Annotated in this window: 14 protein-coding genes and 1 riboswitch; of the genes, 8 read left to right on the forward strand and 6 right to left on the reverse strand. The window is 67.3% G+C overall.

Going from position 1 to position 18,043, the window contains the following annotated elements:
- Positions 1-10: 10 nt before the first annotated feature.
- Positions 11-1,144 (forward strand): hypothetical protein, encoded by a 1,134-nt coding sequence (locus AAFF19_RS02120; protein WP_342721175.1) that lies wholly within the window; start codon positions 11-13, stop codon positions 1,142-1,144.
- A gap of 300 nt (positions 1,145-1,444) precedes the next feature.
- Here AAFF19_RS02120 and AAFF19_RS02125 read toward each other — a convergent pair whose 3' ends face one another.
- Positions 1,445-2,764, reverse strand: coding sequence for a Glu/Leu/Phe/Val dehydrogenase (locus AAFF19_RS02125; RefSeq protein ID WP_182119295.1), 1,320 nt, complete (start codon positions 2,762-2,764; stop codon positions 1,445-1,447).
- A 361-nt stretch (positions 2,765-3,125) separates the two neighbouring features.
- On the opposite strand from AAFF19_RS02125, the gene AAFF19_RS02130 reads away from it, so the two are divergent.
- Together AAFF19_RS02130 and AAFF19_RS02135 are read left to right on the forward strand one after the other, a co-directional pair.
- Positions 3,126-4,025, forward strand: a complete 900-nt coding sequence (locus tag AAFF19_RS02130) for a hypothetical protein (RefSeq protein ID WP_342721176.1) — start codon at positions 3,126-3,128, stop codon at positions 4,023-4,025.
- Positions 4,026-4,065: 40 nt separating this feature from the next.
- Positions 4,066-5,229, forward strand: a complete 1,164-nt coding sequence (locus AAFF19_RS02135; RefSeq protein WP_342721177.1) for a zinc ribbon domain-containing protein — start codon at positions 4,066-4,068, stop codon at positions 5,227-5,229.
- Positions 5,230-5,283: 54 nt separating this feature from the next.
- On the opposite strand, the gene AAFF19_RS02140 is transcribed toward AAFF19_RS02135, so the two are convergent.
- A complete protein-coding gene (locus AAFF19_RS02140) occupies positions 5,284-6,180 on the reverse strand; it encodes a PPK2 family polyphosphate kinase (protein WP_182119292.1) in 897 nt (298 codons plus the stop codon).
- A 203-nt stretch (positions 6,181-6,383) separates the two neighbouring features.
- On the reverse strand, positions 6,384-7,337 hold the full coding sequence (locus AAFF19_RS02145; RefSeq protein ID WP_182119291.1) for a LysR family transcriptional regulator: 954 nt from the start codon (positions 7,335-7,337) through the stop codon (positions 6,384-6,386).
- A 74-nt stretch (positions 7,338-7,411) separates the two neighbouring features.
- Between AAFF19_RS02145 and AAFF19_RS02150 the strand changes: the two genes are divergently transcribed.
- The 4 genes from AAFF19_RS02150 to AAFF19_RS02165 all read left to right on the forward strand — a co-directional run bounded on the left by AAFF19_RS02150 (position 7,412) and on the right by AAFF19_RS02165 (position 12,729).
- Positions 7,412-7,867: a PACE efflux transporter gene (locus AAFF19_RS02150; protein WP_008903710.1), complete on the forward strand. Its 456-nt coding sequence runs from the start codon at positions 7,412-7,414 to the stop codon at positions 7,865-7,867.
- Between the two features lie 58 nt (positions 7,868-7,925).
- Positions 7,926-8,025: riboswitch (S-adenosyl-L-homocysteine riboswitch) on the forward strand.
- Between the two features lie 27 nt (positions 8,026-8,052).
- Positions 8,053-10,794, forward strand: a complete 2,742-nt coding sequence (gene metH / locus AAFF19_RS02155) for a methionine synthase (RefSeq protein ID WP_342721178.1) — start codon at positions 8,053-8,055, stop codon at positions 10,792-10,794.
- Between the two features lie 300 nt (positions 10,795-11,094).
- A complete protein-coding gene (locus AAFF19_RS02160) occupies positions 11,095-11,379 on the forward strand; it encodes a helix-turn-helix transcriptional regulator (RefSeq protein WP_008903708.1) in 285 nt (94 codons plus the stop codon).
- 3 nt (positions 11,380-11,382) lie between these two features.
- A complete protein-coding gene (locus AAFF19_RS02165) occupies positions 11,383-12,729 on the forward strand; it encodes a type II toxin-antitoxin system HipA family toxin (RefSeq protein ID WP_237707200.1) in 1,347 nt (448 codons plus the stop codon).
- 216 nt (positions 12,730-12,945) lie between these two features.
- Here AAFF19_RS02165 and AAFF19_RS02170 read toward each other — a convergent pair whose 3' ends face one another.
- The 3 genes from AAFF19_RS02170 to AAFF19_RS02180 all read right to left on the reverse strand — a co-directional run bounded on the left by AAFF19_RS02170 (position 12,946) and on the right by AAFF19_RS02180 (position 16,850).
- Positions 12,946-15,072: a TonB-dependent receptor gene (locus tag AAFF19_RS02170; protein ID WP_342721179.1), complete on the reverse strand. Its 2,127-nt coding sequence runs from the start codon at positions 15,070-15,072 to the stop codon at positions 12,946-12,948.
- Positions 15,069-15,599: a shikimate kinase gene (locus AAFF19_RS02175; RefSeq protein WP_182119289.1), complete on the reverse strand. Its 531-nt coding sequence runs from the start codon at positions 15,597-15,599 to the stop codon at positions 15,069-15,071. The genes AAFF19_RS02170 and AAFF19_RS02175 overlap by 4 nt, the downstream gene beginning before the upstream one ends.
- Positions 15,600-15,704: 105 nt before the next feature.
- Entirely contained in the window at positions 15,705-16,850 is a 1,146-nt protein-coding gene (locus AAFF19_RS02180) for a serine hydrolase domain-containing protein (protein ID WP_342721180.1), read from the reverse strand.
- Between the two features lie 263 nt (positions 16,851-17,113).
- On the opposite strand from AAFF19_RS02180, the gene AAFF19_RS02185 reads away from it, so the two are divergent.
- Positions 17,114-18,043 carry a YihY/virulence factor BrkB family protein gene (locus tag AAFF19_RS02185; RefSeq protein ID WP_342721181.1) on the forward strand — a complete coding sequence of 310 codons (930 nt, stop codon included), beginning with the start codon at positions 17,114-17,116 and terminating at the stop codon, positions 18,041-18,043.

Below are 18,043 nucleotides of genomic sequence, written 5' to 3' on the forward strand. Positions count from 1 at the left end.
AGAATCCCGCATGGCCCTCCCCATCGACCCCTCTCGCTCCGCCTTGCCTCCCGTGGCCCAGTTCCTCGCCGAGGCGGCGTCGCAGCGGCAGTCTGCTTTGCTGGGGCCGGATAAACCCGGGCCTGTCGCAGCGCCCGCTCCGCTTTCGGGGGCCGACCCCAGCGCTCCGCCGCCTTCGGTCGCATCCCCCAGTCCGCCCGCCGGGCCGCTGCCCACACCGGCCGACAAGGCAAGCATTTCACCGCAGGCGCGCGAGCAGTTGGCTGCGGGGTTTGACCCACGGGGTGGCGGCGCAGCCAATAGCGGTTTGCAGGGCGCGCGGGGTGATGGCGCGTTGCGGGCGGCACCTCCGGCGCTGCCCAGCGGTGCTCAAGCCGCGTCGCAGCCTTCAGGTTCGGCCACCACGTCGGGTGCGTCGGCGCTGCGCGGTGCGGCCTGGCCCACGTCAGGGCTGGGCGCACCGCTGCTGCGTCTGGTCAGCACGCTGGTGGCGCAGGTGACGGCGCAGGCGGGCGTTCCGCAGCGCGTGGTGGCTGCGCAGCCCTGGCCCATCGGGATGGCCCAGGCGCTGGAGAGTGGCGCGCTGGATGCCGATCAGCCCCCGCTGCAGACCTGGCTGGTGCGCCAGGGCGTGGTGTTGACGCCCGAGGGGCCACGTGGCATGGCGCTCACCTTGCGCGCACCGGTCCCGTGGCTCGCTGCGCAGCAGGCGCAGACTGCAGGGTTGGGGGCAGCGGCGCAGACCAGCGCCGCGGGTGCGTTGCAAGTGCCCTTTGCCGGTGGCGGGCAGGCGCTGCAATCCAGCGTGATGGCCCTGGTGCTGCAGGGCATGGAGGCGGCTGCGCCGCGCACCAGTGCGCTGCTGGTGCTGGACCTGCAACCGCAACTCGCCGCCACCGTTTATGGGCGCGAGATGCTGCAGCAGGCGACCACAGGCCGGCTGGACCCCTGGACGCAGATGGCCGTGCTGCAAGCCAGCGGCCAGGTGCCGCGCGAGGACGAGCGTGCGCGCAATGGTGCGTCGGGCCTGTGCGATACAGTGGGCTGCCCTTACGCCGCGCGGGCTGCGTGCGTGCAGCCGTTCTGCCTGGCGATGCACGGGGTTCTGCCGCCCGAGCCGGTGGGGCCGGTGCTGCCGGCCTGACCACGCAACAAACAACCGTGCCCACAAAAAACCGCCAGGGCCGGATCGCGGCGGCTGACGGTGGTTTGTGGTCCTGTCTGCCTGAATGAGGTGATAGACCCCTCCTGATGCATATCCCTACCGTTCGGGCTGAGCCCGTCGAAGCCTTGCGCGGCGCTTCGACAAGCTCAGCGTGAGCGGTTTGTGTGGCGCTGACAACGCAAAGGGAGCGTCGCCAAAACCAGCGCACCCGTGGAACTGGCTCTGCCAGGCCACCGGGTGCGTCCTCCTCCGGGGGAAGCGGCGCAGCCGCTCAGGGGGTCAGGGATACAGCCCGCGCATTTCGCGCGCATGCAGGATGCGCTGGCAGGCCACGATGAAGGTGGCGGTGCGCAGGCTCACCTTGTGCTCCTGCGCCACATTCCATACGCCCGCGAAAGCCTCTTGCATGATGCGCACCAGGCGCGCGTTGATCTCGTCCTCGCTCCAGAAGAAGCTGGAGAAATCCTGCACCCATTCGAAGTAGCTCACCGTCACGCCGCCCGCGTTGGCGATCACGTCGGGCAGCACCAGCACGCCCTTGTCGTGCAGGATGTCGTCGGCCTCGGTGGTGGTGGGGCCGTTGGCGCCTTCGATCACCATCCTGGCCTTGATCTTGCCCGCGTTGTCCTTGGTGATCTGGCCTTCCAGCGCGGCGGGGATCAGGATCTCGCAGTCCACCGCCCAGAAGTCGTCATTGGCCAGCGCCTCTGCGCCGGCAAAGCCGCCCACGCCCCCGCGTTGCTTCACGTGGTCCAGCAGGGCGGCAACGTCGAGGCCGTTCTTGTTGATGATGGTGCCGGTGTGGTCCTGCACGGCCACCACCTTGGCGCCCGCATCGGCAAACAGCTTGCCCGCAGTACCGCCCACGTTGCCAAAGCCCTGCACGGCGATGCGCGCGCCTTCAATGGGCAGGCCGGTCAGCTTGGCGGCTTCCACACCCACGGTGTACACCCCTCGGCCCGTGGCCTCCACGCGCCCCAGCGAGCCGCCCAGGTCCACCGGCTTGCCGGTGACCACGCCGGTGGCGGTGGCGCCCACGTTCATGGAGTAGGTGTCCATCATCCAGGCCATGATCTGGCCGTTGGTGTTCACGTCGGGTGCGGGGATGTCCTTGGAGGGGCCGATGAGCAGGCCGATCTCGCTGGTGTAGCGGCGCGTCAGGCGCTCCAGCTCACCCATCGACAGCTTCTTGGGGTCCACACGGATACCGCCCTTGGCGCCGCCGTAGGGCACGTTCACCGCCGCGTTCTTGATCGACATCCAGGCCGACAGGGCCATCACTTCCGACAGCGTCACGTCCTGGTGAAAACGCACGCCGCCCTTGCCGGGCCCACGGCTCAGGTTGTGCTGCACGCGGTAGCCCTCGAAGTGTGCGATGGTGCCGTTGTCCATCTCGATCGGTACGTCCACGATCAGGATGCGCTTGGGGCGCTTGAGCGTCTCCACCCAGCGGGCCAGATTGCCCAGGTACGGCGTGACACGGTCCACCTGCTGCAGGTAGTTGCCCCAGGGGCCGAGGTGGGTGGCGTCAAGGTAGGACGGCAGGGTGTGCGCAGCGCTGGCGGGGGTGGTGCCGGCGGCGCCTGTGGATGAAGACATGTGAAATTCCTTGTGGGATCTGTTCAAGCCACAAAGCTTATGCCTGCCGCCGCAGGCTGTCTAAGGCCGGAGTGTTTGCGGGTTATGCGTTTACAGCATGGGTCTGGGGGCTGGCGGCCACTGCGCACCTCAGCGCTGCGGGTGGACAGCATTGCGCCGGAAACCTGCGTGCGCTGGCAACACGGCTCACGCCACGCTTGCGCTTGTTACCAATCCCTAACATTTGGTCGATAGACTCCACCCGCCCCGCGCGGACTGCCCGGTGCGGTGAACCGGTGCGCACAGGGCTCCATGCCGCGTGCCTTCTCTTTGTCTGACTCCAAACGACTTTGACCTGGCTCTTGGGCCACAAGGGGATTGAATGAGTGTGATCTGTCCGGCCTGCACGGCCGTCAATCGGGACGGTGCCCGGCATTGCAAGAGCTGCGGAGGCACGCTGGGCGCGTTGCCGTTGCCAGTGCCCGCGCCCGCGCCCGCAGAAGCGGCCGTGGAAGCGCCGGTTCAGGAGCCCGTGCCGCCGCCCGCTGCCGCACCAGCACCAGCACCAGCACCAGCACCAGCAGTGTTCCCCGGAGCGCAACAGCCATCTGCTGGGCTACAGCCAGACGCGCCACTGAGCGTGGAGGACCTCGAAGAGACCCTACCCGCCCGCCGCCCGACCGCTCTGTATGCCGGGGTGGCAGTGGCCGGTGTTGCGCTGGTGGGCGCGCTGGCCTGGTGGCTGCTGCGCGATGCGCCGGCGGCCGCTTCGGTGCCGGTGGCAGCTCCTGCGGAGGCCACCGCCCCCACGGTGGCCCGAACGCCCGATGAAGACATCATCACGGAGGCGGCCGAACCCGCAGGGCCCGCCCCGGCAGAACCGGCGGTTGCGCTGGTACCCGACCCGGCGGTGGCCGCGGCGCCCTCTGCAGTGGCCAGCGCCCCTGCCCGCCCTGCACCTCCGCGGCCCCGGCCCGCCCCTGGCGACAGCAACGATCCTCCCTGGCAGCACCCGGGCTCGCGCGCACCGGCACCGGCCAGCCTCTCGGGCCCCGCCGCAGCAACGACGCCCGCTGCGGCGCCGGTGGCCGCCGCGCCCCTGCCGCCGCCCGACCCGCTGGCCCCGTTGCGCGCCGACCTGCGCCAGTGCGATGGCGAGGCCCACATGCTGGGCAAGGGCATGTGTGTGGTGCGCGTGCGCCACCGCCACTGCGGCAACCACTGGGGCAAGGTGCCCGAGTGCCCGCTGGGCCAGCGCAACGACGAGCTCCACAACAACTGATCCGCATTCACATCACAACAACGACGACGAGGGAAACACCATGAAAACACCGCTATGGAATGCAGACGGCCAATACTCCATCTTTCGCCTGCCCGAGGCGCTGACCTGCTGGCCCGCGCTGGGCGTGATGGCCGCATCTTTTCTGGCGGCTGCACTGGTCTTTGCGCTCGGCGGCTTCATGGCCCGGCTGGGCTGGGTGTTTCCGCTGGTGATGTCCATCGTGGCGTTTGTGATTGCGCTGGCGGGCACCAGCGGCGCTGGCATCTGCCTGACCGACCTGGCGCGCCAGCGCCCCTACCGCAGTCCCACCCGCTACCTGGTGGCCGGGCTGGCGTGCCTGCCCAAGTTGCTGGGCGCGGGCCTGCTCATGGTGCTGGCGGCGCTGGCCGTGCTGCTGTGCCTGGCCGTGGTGTTTTTTGTGTGCAAGATCCCGGTGCTGGGGCCGGTGCTGCTGGTGGTGGCGGTGCCGGTTGCGGTGCTGGTGGTGGCCGCCGCCCTGGTGGCCTGGTATGTCGCCACCTCCATCGCCGGGCCCGCCATCTGGGACGGCGAGCGGGTGCTGCATTCCCTGTCGATCGCCTGGCACATCACGCGCCAGTACCCGTTTGCCGCCATCGGCAAGATCGTGGGTGGCGTGCTGCTGTGTGCGGTGTTCGCCTCGATGCTGATGGGGGTGGTGTCGTTTGCCGCCTTCACGGTGGCGGGCGTGGGGGCCTCCGTCATGGGTGTGGGCATGCAGTTTCACCCGGGCATGCTGGCAGGCTACGGCATCGGCGGCCACATGGTGGGTGCAGGCATCGGCTTTTCGCTCGTGTTTGCGCTGGCCACGGCCTTTGTGTTGCTGTTGCCGCTGATGGTGGGCGTACTGACCTGGTGCGAGTTTTCTGCGCGGGTCGATCTGCACAAGCTCCGCGAAGCCACTGACGAGAAGCTCCAGGACGTGAATGCCAAGGTTCAGGAGATGAAGGACAAGGCACGCGCCCCAGCGGCCGATGCGGTCCCCGTGCCGGCAGCATCGGCCCCGGTGGTGGCGCCGGTTGCTGCACAGGCAGCAGGGTCCGTGGAGGCGGCCGCCGGGTTTGCCGCCGCAGCAGCCCCTTCAGCCCCTTTGGCCCCGGCAGTCACCCCCACCTGCCCGCAGTGCCGTGGCGCCGTGGAGCCCACAGACCGCTTCTGCGATCACTGCGGGCACAAGCTCACTTGAGCCGATCGCACCCCCGCCGTAACTCGCAGCCCCTGACGGGGTATGAGAAAAGCCTCACTCCACCGTGAAGTGCTCCAGCGCCGAATCCCCGGGGGGGTAGCGCAAGTCCAGGTTCTGCAGCACCTCGCGCAGCACCGTGGCAATCATCAGGTTGCGGTGGGTTTTGGAATTGGCGGGCACGATGGTCCAGGGCGCCCACGGGGTGTGGGTGGCGTTCAGCAGCGTGTCGTAGGCGCGGCGGTAGTCGGCCCACTGCTTGCGCACCTCGATGTCGCCCATGCTGAACTTCCAGTGTTTGGTAGGGTCGTCCAGGCGCTCCTGCAGCCGTTCGCGCTGCTCGTCAAAACCGATGTGCAGCAGGAACTTGAGCACGATGGTGCCCGTCTCGCTGAGCATGCGCTCGAAGTCGTTGATGTGCGCCAGACGCTGCTGCTGCTGCGCGGGCGTGATCCAGCCGTTGACCACGGGAACCAGCACGTCTTCATAGTGGCTGCGGTTGAACACGGTGATGTCGCCCGCCTGCGGCACCTGCTGGTGAATGCGCCAGAGGTAATCGTGGGCGCGCTCGGTCTCGGTCGGCGCCTTCCAGCCCACGGCGTGCACGCCCAGTGCGCTCATGCGGCCAAAGACGCCGCGGATGGTGCCGTCCTTGCCCGAGGTGTCGGTGCCCTGCAGCACCACCAGCAGCTTGTAGCGGCGGTCGGCGTAGAAGAGGTTCTGCAGCACATCCAGCTCCTCGGCCAGGGCTTCGACGGCGGCCTTGTCATCGGTCTTGTTGCCGCCCGAAAACGGCTTGGCAGCGGGGTCCAGCGAATCCAGCGAGAACAGCGTTGCTGCCTTGCCGGGCTCGCCCGGCAGGCGGGGCGCGCCGGGCTGGCAGCGCGCCCAGCGCTGTGCAGTGGTCTTGTCGCGGGCAGAAAAGATGGCGGCGGGCGAGGCGGTGTCTGGCACAGGGACTCCTTGAAGTGATGGCGGTGCCGCATCAGCGCACGCGGCTTGTCAGCGTACACCGCGCACCACGCGGTCGGCCAGCGGGTTTGTCGGCACAGTACGCTCACCGTTCGGGCCCGGGGCGCCTGTATTTGCTGCAAAAATAATAGCTTATGGCGCTTGCTGGATATGCGCTGGAGGCACTTTTGACCAGATTTTTTACGTCAGCCTGCCATGCCATCCGGCGTGTTCCGCCGTGCCGCGCTGTCCCGCATCAGCGCCACAAAGCGGGCCGCGCCCAGGCCCAGGGGCCGCTCCTTGGACCACACCACATCCACCCACAGCGCAGTGCCGTTGCTCAGGTTTTCAAACGGCATCTCGATCAAGCGGCCGGCCTCGATGCGCGGCTGCACCAGCGCGCGCGGCTGCCAGCCCCAGCCCAGCCCGGCTTCGATCAGGCCCAAGGCGGCCAGGTGGTTGTCGGTGCGCCAGTGGTGGCGGGCAAACACGAAACGCGGGTCGGTCTGCGCCAGGTCGCGGCTGGCCACCACGATCTGGCGCGTGGTGGTCAGGTGCTCCTCGCGCAGCATGGCGCGCTCGGGCGGCGCGCCACGCGCAATAGCCGAGGCGCGTGCGTCCTGCAGCACCGCGTGGTCGGGCGCCATCACGGCCACCAGGGTTTCGGTGCCCACTTCCTGAAAACCTTCGCGGCCGTCGATGCTGGGCCGCTCGAACACCAGCGCCAGCTGCGCGCGGCCGCTGTGCAGCAGCGCCAGTGCGTCCACCTGGGGGGCGGCCAGCACCTCGATCTGCAGCAAGGGGTGCTCCTGCGCCAGCGCCGCCAGAGGCTCTGTCCAGCGGGCGGCCAGCAGCTCGGGGGCAATGGCCAGCGTCAGCCGCTCCTCCAGCCCCTGCGTGAGTGCCAGCGCCTGGGCGTTGAGCTGCTGCAGCTGTCCCGCCAGCAGCCGGGCCTGGGGCTCCAGCGCGCGCGCCGCCGCCGTGGGCCGGGGCTCGCGGCCGCTGCGGTCAAACAGCTGCACATCCAGTTCCGCCTCCAGGTGGGCAATGGTCATGCTCACCGCCGACGGCACCCGCGACAGCGCCCGCGCTGCGGCCGAAAACGAGCCGTGGTCGAGCGCCGCCAGAAACACCTGCACGCTGTCAGAAGAGAAGGCCATGGGCGTGGGTTATCAATAAAACTGAAATAAGCTGACTTTATATATCAGCTACAGGCACATACAGTGCAGGCCTTATGGATAAGCAACCCACCCTTTTCGGCCTGCAAGGCGTCAAGCGCCGACTGATATATGTGAGCCTGTACGAGCTGATCGCCATTGCCGCTGCCACGGCCGGTCTGGCCCTGCTGAGCGGCCAGGGCGCGGGCCACTCGAGCGTGGTGGCGGTCGCAGCCTCGGTGATTGCCATCGTCTGGAACATTGTCTTCAACTGGGCGTTCGAGCGCTGGGAGGCGCGCCAGCCGGTGCGCGGACGCAGCGTGGCGCGGCGCGTGGCGCATGCCATCGGGTTCGAGGGGGGGCTGGTCTTCACGTTGGTGCCGCTGTTTGCCTGGTGGTTCGACATCACCCTGTGGCACGCGTTCGTGATGGACCTGGGCCTGATCGTGTTTTTCCTGTGCTACACCTTTGTCTTCAACTGGGTGTTCGACCACCTGTTTGGTCTGCCGGCATCGGCCCTAGGCGCCCACTGAAGTGGCCCGTGCGCCGCGCCTTTGCCGCGCAGTGATGGCAAGCCGGTAAAATCCGGCGCTGCCCAAGGAGCGTTGCAGCGGCCCCCCAACCGGGTGGCCGTCAGGCTTGGGTACCGAAAGAGCCCCCGCAGGCCCCACCGCAACGACGCTCACCTGTTCTTCTGCTGTTCCTACAGGTGAGCCTTATGTCCGCTATCCCGTTGCCCCCACCCATGAAGCTGTCCGGCCTGGAGCCTGTCTCCATCGGCGAAGGCACGCTGTTCGTCAACATCGGCGAGCGCACCAACGTCACCGGCTCCAAGGCGTTCGCGCGCATGATCCTGAACGGCCAGTACGAAGAAGCCCTGGCCGTGGCGCGCCAGCAGGTGGAAAACGGCGCGCAGGTCATCGACATCAACATGGACGAGGCCATGCTCGACAGCAAGGCCGCCATGGTGCGCTTTCTGCAGCTGATCGCCTCCGAGCCCGACATCGCGCGCGTGCCCATCATGGTCGATAGCTCCAAGTGGGAGGTGATCGAGGCCGGGCTGCGCTGCATCCAGGGCAAGGGCATCGTCAACTCGATTTCTATGAAGGAGGGCGTTGACGAGTTCAAGCGCCAGGCGCGGCTGGTCAAGCGCTACGGTGCGGCGGCCGTGGTGATGGCGTTTGACGAAAAGGGCCAGGCCGACACCTACGAGCGCAAGATCGAAATCTGCGAGCGCGCCTACCGCGTGCTGGTCGACGAGGTGGGCTTCCCGCCCGAAGACATCATCTTCGACCCCAACATCTTCGCCGTGGCCACGGGCATTGAAGAGCACAACAACTACGCCGTCGATTTCATTGAGGCCGTGCGCTGGATCAAGCAGCACCTGCCGGGCGCCAAGGTGTCGGGCGGCGTGTCGAACGTGTCTTTCTCCTTCCGTGGCAACGACCCGGTGCGCGAGGCCATCCACACCGTGTTCCTGTTCCACGCCATCAAAGCGGGCATGGACATGGGCATCGTCAACGCGGGCATGGTGGGCGTGTACGACGACCTGGAGCCCGTGCTGCGCGAGCGCGTGGAAGACGTGGTGCTCAATCGCCGGCCTGATGCCGGCGAGCGCCTGGTCGAGATCGCCGAAACCGCCAAGAGCGGCGCCAAGGACGAGAGCAAGAAGCTCGAATGGCGTGGCACGCCGGAGCACCCCAAGACCGTGGGCGAGCGCCTGTCGCACGCGCTGGTGCACGGCATCACCGACTTCATCGTCGAGGACACCGAAGAAGCCTACCGCGACATCCTGGCCAAGGGCGGGCGCCCGCTGCACGTCATCGAAGGCCCGCTGATGGATGGCATGAACGTGGTGGGCGATTTGTTTGGCGCGGGCAAGATGTTCTTGCCCCAGGTGGTGAAAAGCGCGCGCGTGATGAAGAGCGCCGTGGCGCACCTGCTGCCCTACATCGAAGAGGAAAAGCGGCAGATGGAGGCCGCCGGTGGCGACGTGAAGACCAAGGGCAAGATCATCATCGCCACGGTGAAGGGCGACGTGCACGACATCGGCAAGAACATCGTCACCGTGGTCTTGCAGTGCAACAACTTCGAGGTGGTGAACATGGGCGTGATGGTGCCCTGCCACGAGATCCTGGCCAAGGCCAAGGAAGAGGGTGCGGACATCGTCGGCCTGTCGGGCCTCATTACCCCCAGCCTCGAAGAAATGCAGTACGTAGCCGGCGAGATGCAGAAGGACGCGCATTTCCGCACCAAAAAAATCCCCCTGCTCATCGGCGGCGCCACCTGCTCGCGCGTGCACACGGCCGTCAAGATCGCCCCGCATTACGAAGGCCCCGTGGTCTACGTGCCCGACGCCTCGCGCAGCGTGAGCGTGGCGCAAAGCCTGCTGGGCGATGGTGTCGAGAGCTACGTGGCCGAGGTGAATGCCGACTACGACAAGGTGCGCACCCAGCACGCCAACAAGAAGGCCACCCCGCTGTGGCCCCTGGCCAAGATCCGCGCCAACAAGACGCCGGTGGACTGGAGCACTTACCGCCCCACCGTGCCCCGCGCACTGGGCCGCCGCGTGTTCAAGAACTTCGACCTGGCCGAGCTGGCCCGCTACATCGACTGGGGCCCGTTCTTCCAGACCTGGGACCTGGCCGGCCCGTACCCCGCCATCCTCACCGACTCTGTGGTGGGCGTGGAAGCCACGCGCGTGTTTGCCGACGGCCAGGCCATGCTCAAGAAGATCATCGAAGGCCGGTGGCTCACGGCCAGTGGCGTGATGGCGCTGCTGCCCGCCAACACCGTGAACGACGATGACATCGAGTTCTACACCGACGACACCCGCACCGAGGTCGCCATGACCTGGTACGGCATGCGCCAGCAGGCCGAAAAGCATGTGATCGACGGCGTGACCCGCCCCAGCCGGTGCCTGGCCGACTTCATCGCGCCCAAGAGCAGTGGCATTGCCGACTACGCGGGCATGTTTGCCGTGACGGCGGGCCTGGGTGTGGAGAAGAAGGAAAAAGCCTTCATCGACGCGCTGGACGACTACTCGGCCATCATGTTCAAGAGCCTGGCTGACCGCCTGGCTGAGGCCTTCGCCGAGGCCCTGCACCAGCGCGTGCGCACCGACCTGTGGGGCTACGCAGCGGCCGAGCAGCTGAGCAACGACGACATGATTGCCGAGAAGTACCAGGGCATCCGCCCCGCGCCCGGCTACCCCGCCTGCCCCGACCACAGCGCCAAGACAGACCTGTTCCGGGTACTGAACGCCGAAGAGATCGGTATGAGCCTCACCGAAAGCCTGGCCATGATGCCGGCTGCCAGCGTGAGCGGCTTCTACATCGGCCACCCTGACGCCGTGTATTTCAACGTCGGCAAGATCGGCGAAGACCAGTTGCACGACATGGCGCTGCGCCGGGGGATGGACGAGAAGGTGCTGGCGCGGCTGCTGGCGCCGAATCTTTAGACTGCTATTGAATCAATAGCTGTTGGCGCAATCTGGATAAGCGCTGAGGCCGTATTTGATCCGATTTTTTCACTTGCTCTGGGTGAGCCATGCTCGCCGGGCTGGCGAACGGCACATCGTAGAGCCCGCACCGTATTGGATCACTGAAAACAACTGTTGATTTGTGAATTGAAAAAACAGTCTTTTGATTGTGAAACAACAATTACTAAGCTGTTTTCTTCAAATACAGCTTATAGTGCGTGCCTCCAGCCATAAGGACTTGGCGAGGTTCAATTTGCGCAAGTCCAACCCGCCGCGCCCATGGAAGACTTCACCGTTCGCACCACCGAGCAACTGCCCCAGTTGCTCAAGGCTTTTCGCAAGGCGGCCCACCTCACGCAGGCTGATGTGGCCATGCGCCTGGGCGTTACCCAGCAGACGGTTTCAGCGCTGGAGCGCAACGCCGAGACGGTGAGTGCCGCGCGGCTCATGAAGCTGATGAACATCCTGGGGGTGGAGTGGGTGCTGCGTGCAAAGCCTGGCGCTGCATCGGGCCCCCCATCAGACCCCACCGCACCCACGTCAGGCAGCTCCGCAGACTGGTAAGTCATGAACACGCCCGTACGCAGCAGCAAGTCCCTCGGGTTGTGGATGAATGGCCACTTCGTGGGCACCTGGAGCCTTGAGTCCGGTGGTGATGTCTTGCAGTACGACAGCGAATGGGTGGCATCGCCGCTGCGCAGGCCGTTGTCGCTCTCGCTGCCTTTTACGCCGGGCAATCGACCCCACAAAGGTGATGTGGTCCGCTTCTATTTTGAGAACTTGCTGCCCGACAGCAAAGACATCCGCGAGCGCGTTGCGCGCCGCTACCAAGTGGGGTCTACCGACGCCTACACGCTGTTGCGCGAAATTGGCCGCGACTGCGTGGGCGCGCTGCAGATCGTCCCGACAGGCGGTACACCGCCCACCGACCTGCGCGTTCAGGCTGAGCCGTTGAGCGATGCCCAGGTGGCGCAGGTGATTCGTTCTACCGTGCAACCCGCCGCCTATGGCGACAGAGAGGTGCGAGACGACTTCCGTATCTCCATCGCGGGCGCACAAGAGAAAACGGCGCTGACCTTTTGGCAAGGCCGCTGGTGCCGACCGCTGGGCGCAACGCCCACCACCCATATCTTCAAGCTGCCCATGGGTGTCATCGGCAACCTGCTGCTGGACATGCGCCACTCGGTCGAAAACGAATGGCTCTGCGCCCAGCTGGTGGCGGCCTTTGGGTTGCCCGTGGCGCACTGCGAGATGCTGCAGTTCGAAGACCAGAAAATTCTGGGCGTGGAGCGCTTCGACCGGCGTTGGGGACAAGGCGAGCAACTGCTGCGTTTGCCGCAAGAAGACATGTGCCAGGCCACAGGGACCTCGCCGGTGCTCAAATACGAGGCCGATGGCGGGCCTGGCGTGGACCGCATCATGGCGCTGCTCGACGGGTCTGCGGAGCGCGAACGGGACCGCTACCGATTTTTTATGGCGCAGTTGTTGTTCTGGATGCTGAGTGCCACCGACGGGCACGCCAAAAATTTCAGCCTTTTTTTGCGTCCGCAGGGAGCGTTTGAGATGGCACCGTTGTACGACGTGCTCTCCGTCTACCCCATGCTGGGGGAAGCCCCAGGAAAGCTTTCAGCGCACCGCGCACGCATGGCCATGGCGGTGCGCTCCAAAAACGCGCACTGGCAGGTGAACAAGATTTTGCTGCGCCACTGGCAGGCCGTGGGCGCCCGCTACGGCATCGTCTCCCCCAGGGGTTTTGGCGTGGACGACCTCATCGAAAAAGCCGTGCAACACACCCCCGCGGCGGTGCAGTTGGTGCAAACGCAGTTGCCCCAGGGGTTTCCTATGGAAGTGGCAGAGCCGATTTTTAACGGCCTGCTGGACGCAGCCCAGCGTTTGGGCCGGGCGTTCGGTTGATCAGCACCCCCGGGAGCACCCTGGCTTCGACACGCTCAGCCCGACACGGATCATGGGGTCGCGTTCAGCCAAATCTTGCTGCGATTTTGCAAAAATGATAGCTGTTCGCGCTTGTGGAATAAGCGCTAGATGCCAATTTGGACTGCATGACGGACTTTCCTCGGAAATCTCCCGCAACACCCCTCTAACCGTCGGGCTGAGCCTGGAGACACCCCCTCAAAGAAACTGCGCCCGAACCCCCACCATCAGCCGCCGGCCTGCAGCCGGCTCAAAGAATCGGCCGTTGCCGTCGTTCACGATCAGCGTGCCCGCGTAGCGGCGGTTGAACAGGTTGTCCACCCGGGCCCAGACCTGCCAGCGCGTGCTGCCCGGCGCCGCGCTGCCCAGTTGGTAGCCGGTGTGCAGGCCCGCCACGGCGTAGCCGGGGGCCGAGGCGGTGTTGGTGTCGTTGGCAAACACCGCGGCCGCAAGATGCAGCGTGCCGCCCAGCTGCCAGCGCGCGGTGGCCGCGTAGTCCGCCGACAGCAGCGCCGTGTGCCGCGCCGTGCCCGGCAGCCGGTTGCCCGCAGCCACAGCCGCACCGCCCGCACCGGCAAAGGGGTTGCCAAAGTAGGCGTCCAGGTAGGTGTAGCTGGCCCGGTGCGTCCAGGCGCCCATGCTGGCGCGCCATGCCAGCTCCAGGCCACGGCGGCGCACGTTGTCCACGTTTTGAAAGACCGAGCGGCCACTGACGGTCTCCACCGGCACGATCTCGCCCTGGCTGCGGGTATCAAACCATGCCAGATCCAGTTGCTGGTTCTGGCCGCGCCACTTGGCGCCCACCTCCCACTGGCGGCTGCGGGCGGCAGAGAGGCCGAAGTTGGGCCCGGTGTTGCTGCGGCTGTAGGCCATTTCGGCAAGCGTCGGCGTCTCGAAACCCCGGCCGACGTTGGCGTAGAGGTTGAGCGTGTCGGTGGCGCTCCACACCAGCCCTGCGGCCGGGCTGGTGTGGCGCCAGGTGCGTGCGCCGCTGTCGTCGGGGTTGGCGGGGGTGATGAAGCGGTCGTTCACCTGCACGCGCACCTGGCTCGCCCGCACGCCCGCCACGGCGCGCCAGCGCGGTGTGATCCACGCGTCGAGCTGGGCGTGCAGATCGGTGTTGGCGGCGCTGTCGCGTTCGTTGCGCCGCAGGTCGCCCCGGGTGCCACCCTGGTTCACGAAGCCCTGGCGGCGTTCGGACATCCGGTTCGCCTCCAGGCCCACCGTCCAGGTCAGCGGCAGGCCCGAATCCGTGCGCAGCGCACGGGTCCACGCCAGGCCGACACCGTGGTAGCCCCGGTCGAGGTCCACCACGCCGCCCGCGCTGGTGGCGCCTGTCCCGCTGAAAGACAGGTACTGCGTCAGCTGGCGGGTGCCGCCGTAGGCGCGCAGCTGTACGCTGTCGGTAGGGTTGAGCTGGCGCTCCAGCACCACACCCAGCTGGTTTTGCGCCACCGCCTTGCGGGTATCGAAGGCGGTGGCCACGGCGGCCACCTGCCGTGGCGCGCTCTGGAACTGCAGCAGATCGAGCCCCAGCGGGTCTTGCGCCAGCGGCTGGGCGTACAGGTTGAGCAAGGCGGTGATGCGGGTGCGCCCATCGGGGCGTGCCACCAGCTTGCCGTTGAAGTGGGTGCGCCGCGCCGCGCTGTGGTCGCGCCAGCCGTCCGTCTCCAGGTGTGAGACGCTCACCAGCCCGCCCAGAGCCTGGTCGCCCACGTCCAGCGACGCATCGACCAGTCGCAGGCCATAGGATCCCCGTGCCACGCCAGCTTGCGCCGCACCGCCGGGCTGAGGGTCGCGCGTGGTGACCTGCACCACGCCCCCGGCAGCATTGCCATACAGCTGCGCCAGCGGCCCGCGCAGCACCTCGACCAGTGCGGCCGAGGGCAGGTGGGCCGTGGCGGCCTGGCCCTGGCCGTCGGGCATGCTGGCAGGGATGCCGTCCACCAGCACACGCACCCCACGCACGCCAAAGGTGGAACGCGCACCAAAGCCCCGCACGGCAATCTGAAGGTCTTGCGCGTAGTTGCCACGGTCTTGCGCCACCACACCCGCCTGCCCGGCCAGCAGTTCTGACAGGTGCACCAGCGGTGTGGTGGCCGCAAACCCCTCCACCGCCACGCTGGTGTGGCTGGCGGCGCTGTCAAACTGGCGCTGTGCCTGGGCGCTATCGATCACTTCGACGGTGGCCAGGGCCGGAGTGAGGGCGCCGGGTGCATTGCCGCCACCCTGCGGCACAGGCACCTGGGCCTGCACGGCCGCGCAGGCGCCGCCTGCCAGCAGTGCCGCGAGGAGGCCCTGGCGGCGCCAGCGCGCTGCGCTCACCCCTGGGCCCCTGCCGCCATCTCCAGCTGCATCATGATCATGTTGACCAGCGTGTGCACGGTAGGGCGTCCGGTTTCGATGATGTAGTGCGCGGTTTCACGGTAGAGGCTGTCACGCACGGCGTAGAGCTCGCGCAGCTTCTCCAGGGGGTTGCCGCCCTGCAACAGCGGGCGTGTGCGGTCGTGCTTGACGCGCCGGTAGATCTCTTCAGGGGCGGCACGCAGGTACAGCACATTGCCAAACTGGCGCAGGACCTCGCGGTTCTCGGGGCGCAGCACAGCGCCGCCGCCGGTGGACAGGACCATGCCGCCCGGCTGCGCCGCCACTTCGGCCAGGGCCTCGGACTCCAGGTCGCGAAAGCGGGCCTCGCCCTCGGTCTCAAAAAAGCTGCGGATGCTGGTGCCGATGGACTCTTCCAGCAGGTGGTCCAGGTCGATGAAGGGGACGCCCGCCCGGTGGGCCAGCTGTCGCCCGATGGTGGATTTGCCCGAGCCGGGCATGCCGACCAGAGCGCAGCGAATCTGCATAGATGTTGTCCTGTGTACGTGCGGCGCGTGGGGTGTGGGCCAGTGTGTGCGTGCCTGCATCCGCCGCGCGCTGCCCAGTGTAAGGGCGGTGCCGCGCCCAGGCGGTCACAGCGCGGCGTAGACCAGCGCCGGGTACAGCTCGCACAGCATGCGCAACTGGCCGGGCGCCTGGGTGAGCAGGATGGCGAAGAGGTCCTGGGCGGGATCGACGAAAAAGAAGGTGCCGCCCAGCCCGCTCCAGCTGTAGGTGCCTGCCGATCCGGGGCTGGTGGCCAGGCCGGTGGCCTCGCGCACCGCCACGCCCAGCCCAAAGCCGTAGCCCGCGGGCAGGATGTCGCCCGCCGTGGGGATGCTGCCCAGGTGGTCGGCGGTCATGAAATCCACAGTGGCGCGGCTGACCAGGCGGATGGCGCGGCCGTCCGCTTCGCGCAGCGTGCCCCGGCCCAGCATGAGCTGCAAAAAGCGCGCGTAGTCCCCCGCAGTAGACACCAGCCCGCCGCCCGCGGATTCAAATTTTGGCGCCGCAGAGACATCGATCAGCGCCACCTCGGCACCGGTCTGCGGATCGCGCGCAAACGGCTCGGCCAGGTCGGGCAGGCGCTGGGGCGGCACCACGAACCCGGTGTTGTGCATGCCCAGGGGTTCCAGGATGCGGCGCTTCAGGATTGCGCCCAGGCTCTCGCCCTCGATGACCTCCAGCACGGCACCCAGCACATCGGTGGCGCGGCTGTATTCCCAGCGGCTGCCGGGCGTGTGCACCAGTGGCAGCGGGCCCAGTGCGGCCACCAGTTCGGCATTGCCGTGGCGCCGCGAGCCCACGCGCGCCGCCCGGTACTGGTCGGGCACGGTGCCCGCCTCCCACGCGTAGCTCAGCCCGGCGGTGTGGCGCAGCAGGTCGTGCACCGTGGCTTCGCGCGTTGCGGGGCGAGTCGTGCCGGTGGCTTCGTCATACACCCTTTGGTTGGCAAATGCGGGCAGGTAGTGCGCTACGGGGTGAGACAGCAGCAGGCGGCCTTCTTCCATGAGCATCAGGGCCGCGAGCGAGGCCACCGGTTTGGTCATGGAATAGATGCGGAACACGGTATCGGGCGCCATGGCGGGCGCGCCTGCCCCGGGCCGCTGGGCCCCCACGGCTTCGTGCAGCACGGTATGGCCCTGGTGGTGCACCAGCGCCACCGCGCCGGGCAGCAGGCCTTGGTCAACGTGGGACTGGAGCGCGGTGCGCAGGCGGGCAAAGGCGTGGGGCTGCATGGGTGGTCTCGGAGGTGTTTTGAAAACACATCAGCGTAGCAGCGTGGCCGGGGTGGTGGTCGTCACCTGTGCAACAGGCGCAACAGGCGCAACAGGCGCAACAGGCGCAACAGGCGCAACAGGCGCAACAGGCGCAACAGGCGCAACAGGCGCAACAGGCGCCGGCAACGGAAAGACGGGCCATGCGCCTGTGGGAGCACGCCTACCCGCATTGCAGCGGATGGAGGGTGGACGCGGCAGCACCCGCACCGTAGTCTGTGCGCATGTCCGAACACTCGTTGAAAAAACGCGCCGTGCAGCTTGTGCAACCCGTGTGGAAGCTGCTGCAGCCCTTCTGGCGCGCCACCACGCTCTGGCTGGATGCCGACGGGCTGCGCATGAGTGCTGCCATGTCGTTCTACGGCATGCTCAGTCTGGCGCCCCTGCTGCTGCTTTTGGTGGGGGTGATGGGCTGGTGGATGGACCGCAGCTACCTCGAAAGCAACCTCATTGCCCAGGTGCAGGCCGTCATGGGCCAGCAGGTGGCCGACGTGGTGCGCCAGGCCATGGCCAGTGCGCAGGCGCCCGCCGAAGGGCGACTGGCCTCGGTGGTGGGTTTTGTGGTGCTGGTGTCGGGCGCCACCGGGGTGTTTGTGGAACTGCAGTCGGCGCTGGCGCAGCTGTGGCGGGGCGATGAGCCACCACCCCAGCGGGCCGCCTGGTGGCGCATGGCATCGCTGCGCCTGCGCGGGCTGGGCTATGTGCTGGCGCTGGGTTTTTTGCTGATGGTGTCGCTGGCGATGTCCACCCTGATCAACCTGCTGGCGGGCTGGGCGGGAACGCGCCTGTCGATGGCGCCCCTGGCACCCGTCATGCAGCTGGTCAACGAAGTGGTGGCCTTCGGCTTTGCCGTGGCACTGTTTGTGGGCCTCATGCGCATTGGCGTCGGTGCCAAGCCACCCTCGCGCTGCATCATGGCCGGCGCCGTGGTGGGCGCCACGCTGTTCACCGTGGGCAAGCAGCTGTTGGCCTGGTACCTGTCTACAGCGGCCGTGGTATCGGCCTATGGCGCGGCGGGCTCGCTGGTGGTGCTGCTGATGTGGATCTACTTCTCGTCGGCCGTGCTGCTGTTTTCTGCCAGCTGTGCACGGGCCTTTCAGGAGGAGCTGGGCGCACCGGCCACGGTGCGGCAGCGCCCGCCGGTGGCTCCATAG

Origin of the sequence: Acidovorax sp. FHTAMBA (assembly GCF_038958875.1) — a bacterium.
Lineage (GTDB): Bacteria > Pseudomonadota > Gammaproteobacteria > Burkholderiales > Burkholderiaceae_C > Acidovorax.

Bases quoted from the DNA above. Each gene is read 5' to 3' on its own strand.
- AAFF19_RS02120 (WP_342721175.1), top strand. From the start codon at position 11: ATGGCCCTCCCCATCGACCCCTCTCGCTCCGCCTTGCCTCCCGTGGCC.
- AAFF19_RS02125 (WP_182119295.1), bottom strand. From the start codon at position 2,764: ATGTCTTCATCCACAGGCGCCGCCGGCACCACCCCCGCCAGCGCTGCG.
- AAFF19_RS02130 (WP_342721176.1), top strand. From the start codon at position 3,126: ATGAGTGTGATCTGTCCGGCCTGCACGGCCGTCAATCGGGACGGTGCC.
- AAFF19_RS02135 (WP_342721177.1), top strand. From the start codon at position 4,066: ATGAAAACACCGCTATGGAATGCAGACGGCCAATACTCCATCTTTCGC.
- AAFF19_RS02145 (WP_182119291.1), bottom strand. From the start codon at position 7,337: ATGGCCTTCTCTTCTGACAGCGTGCAGGTGTTTCTGGCGGCGCTCGAC.
- AAFF19_RS02150 (WP_008903710.1), top strand. From the start codon at position 7,412: ATGGATAAGCAACCCACCCTTTTCGGCCTGCAAGGCGTCAAGCGCCGA.
- metH (WP_342721178.1), top strand. From the start codon at position 8,053: ATGTCCGCTATCCCGTTGCCCCCACCCATGAAGCTGTCCGGCCTGGAG.
- AAFF19_RS02160 (WP_008903708.1), top strand. From the start codon at position 11,095: ATGGAAGACTTCACCGTTCGCACCACCGAGCAACTGCCCCAGTTGCTC.
- AAFF19_RS02165 (WP_237707200.1), top strand. From the start codon at position 11,383: ATGAACACGCCCGTACGCAGCAGCAAGTCCCTCGGGTTGTGGATGAAT.
- AAFF19_RS02175 (WP_182119289.1), bottom strand. From the start codon at position 15,599: ATGCAGATTCGCTGCGCTCTGGTCGGCATGCCCGGCTCGGGCAAATCC.
- AAFF19_RS02180 (WP_342721180.1), bottom strand. From the start codon at position 16,850: ATGCAGCCCCACGCCTTTGCCCGCCTGCGCACCGCGCTCCAGTCCCAC.
- AAFF19_RS02185 (WP_342721181.1), top strand. From the start codon at position 17,114: ATGTCCGAACACTCGTTGAAAAAACGCGCCGTGCAGCTTGTGCAACCC.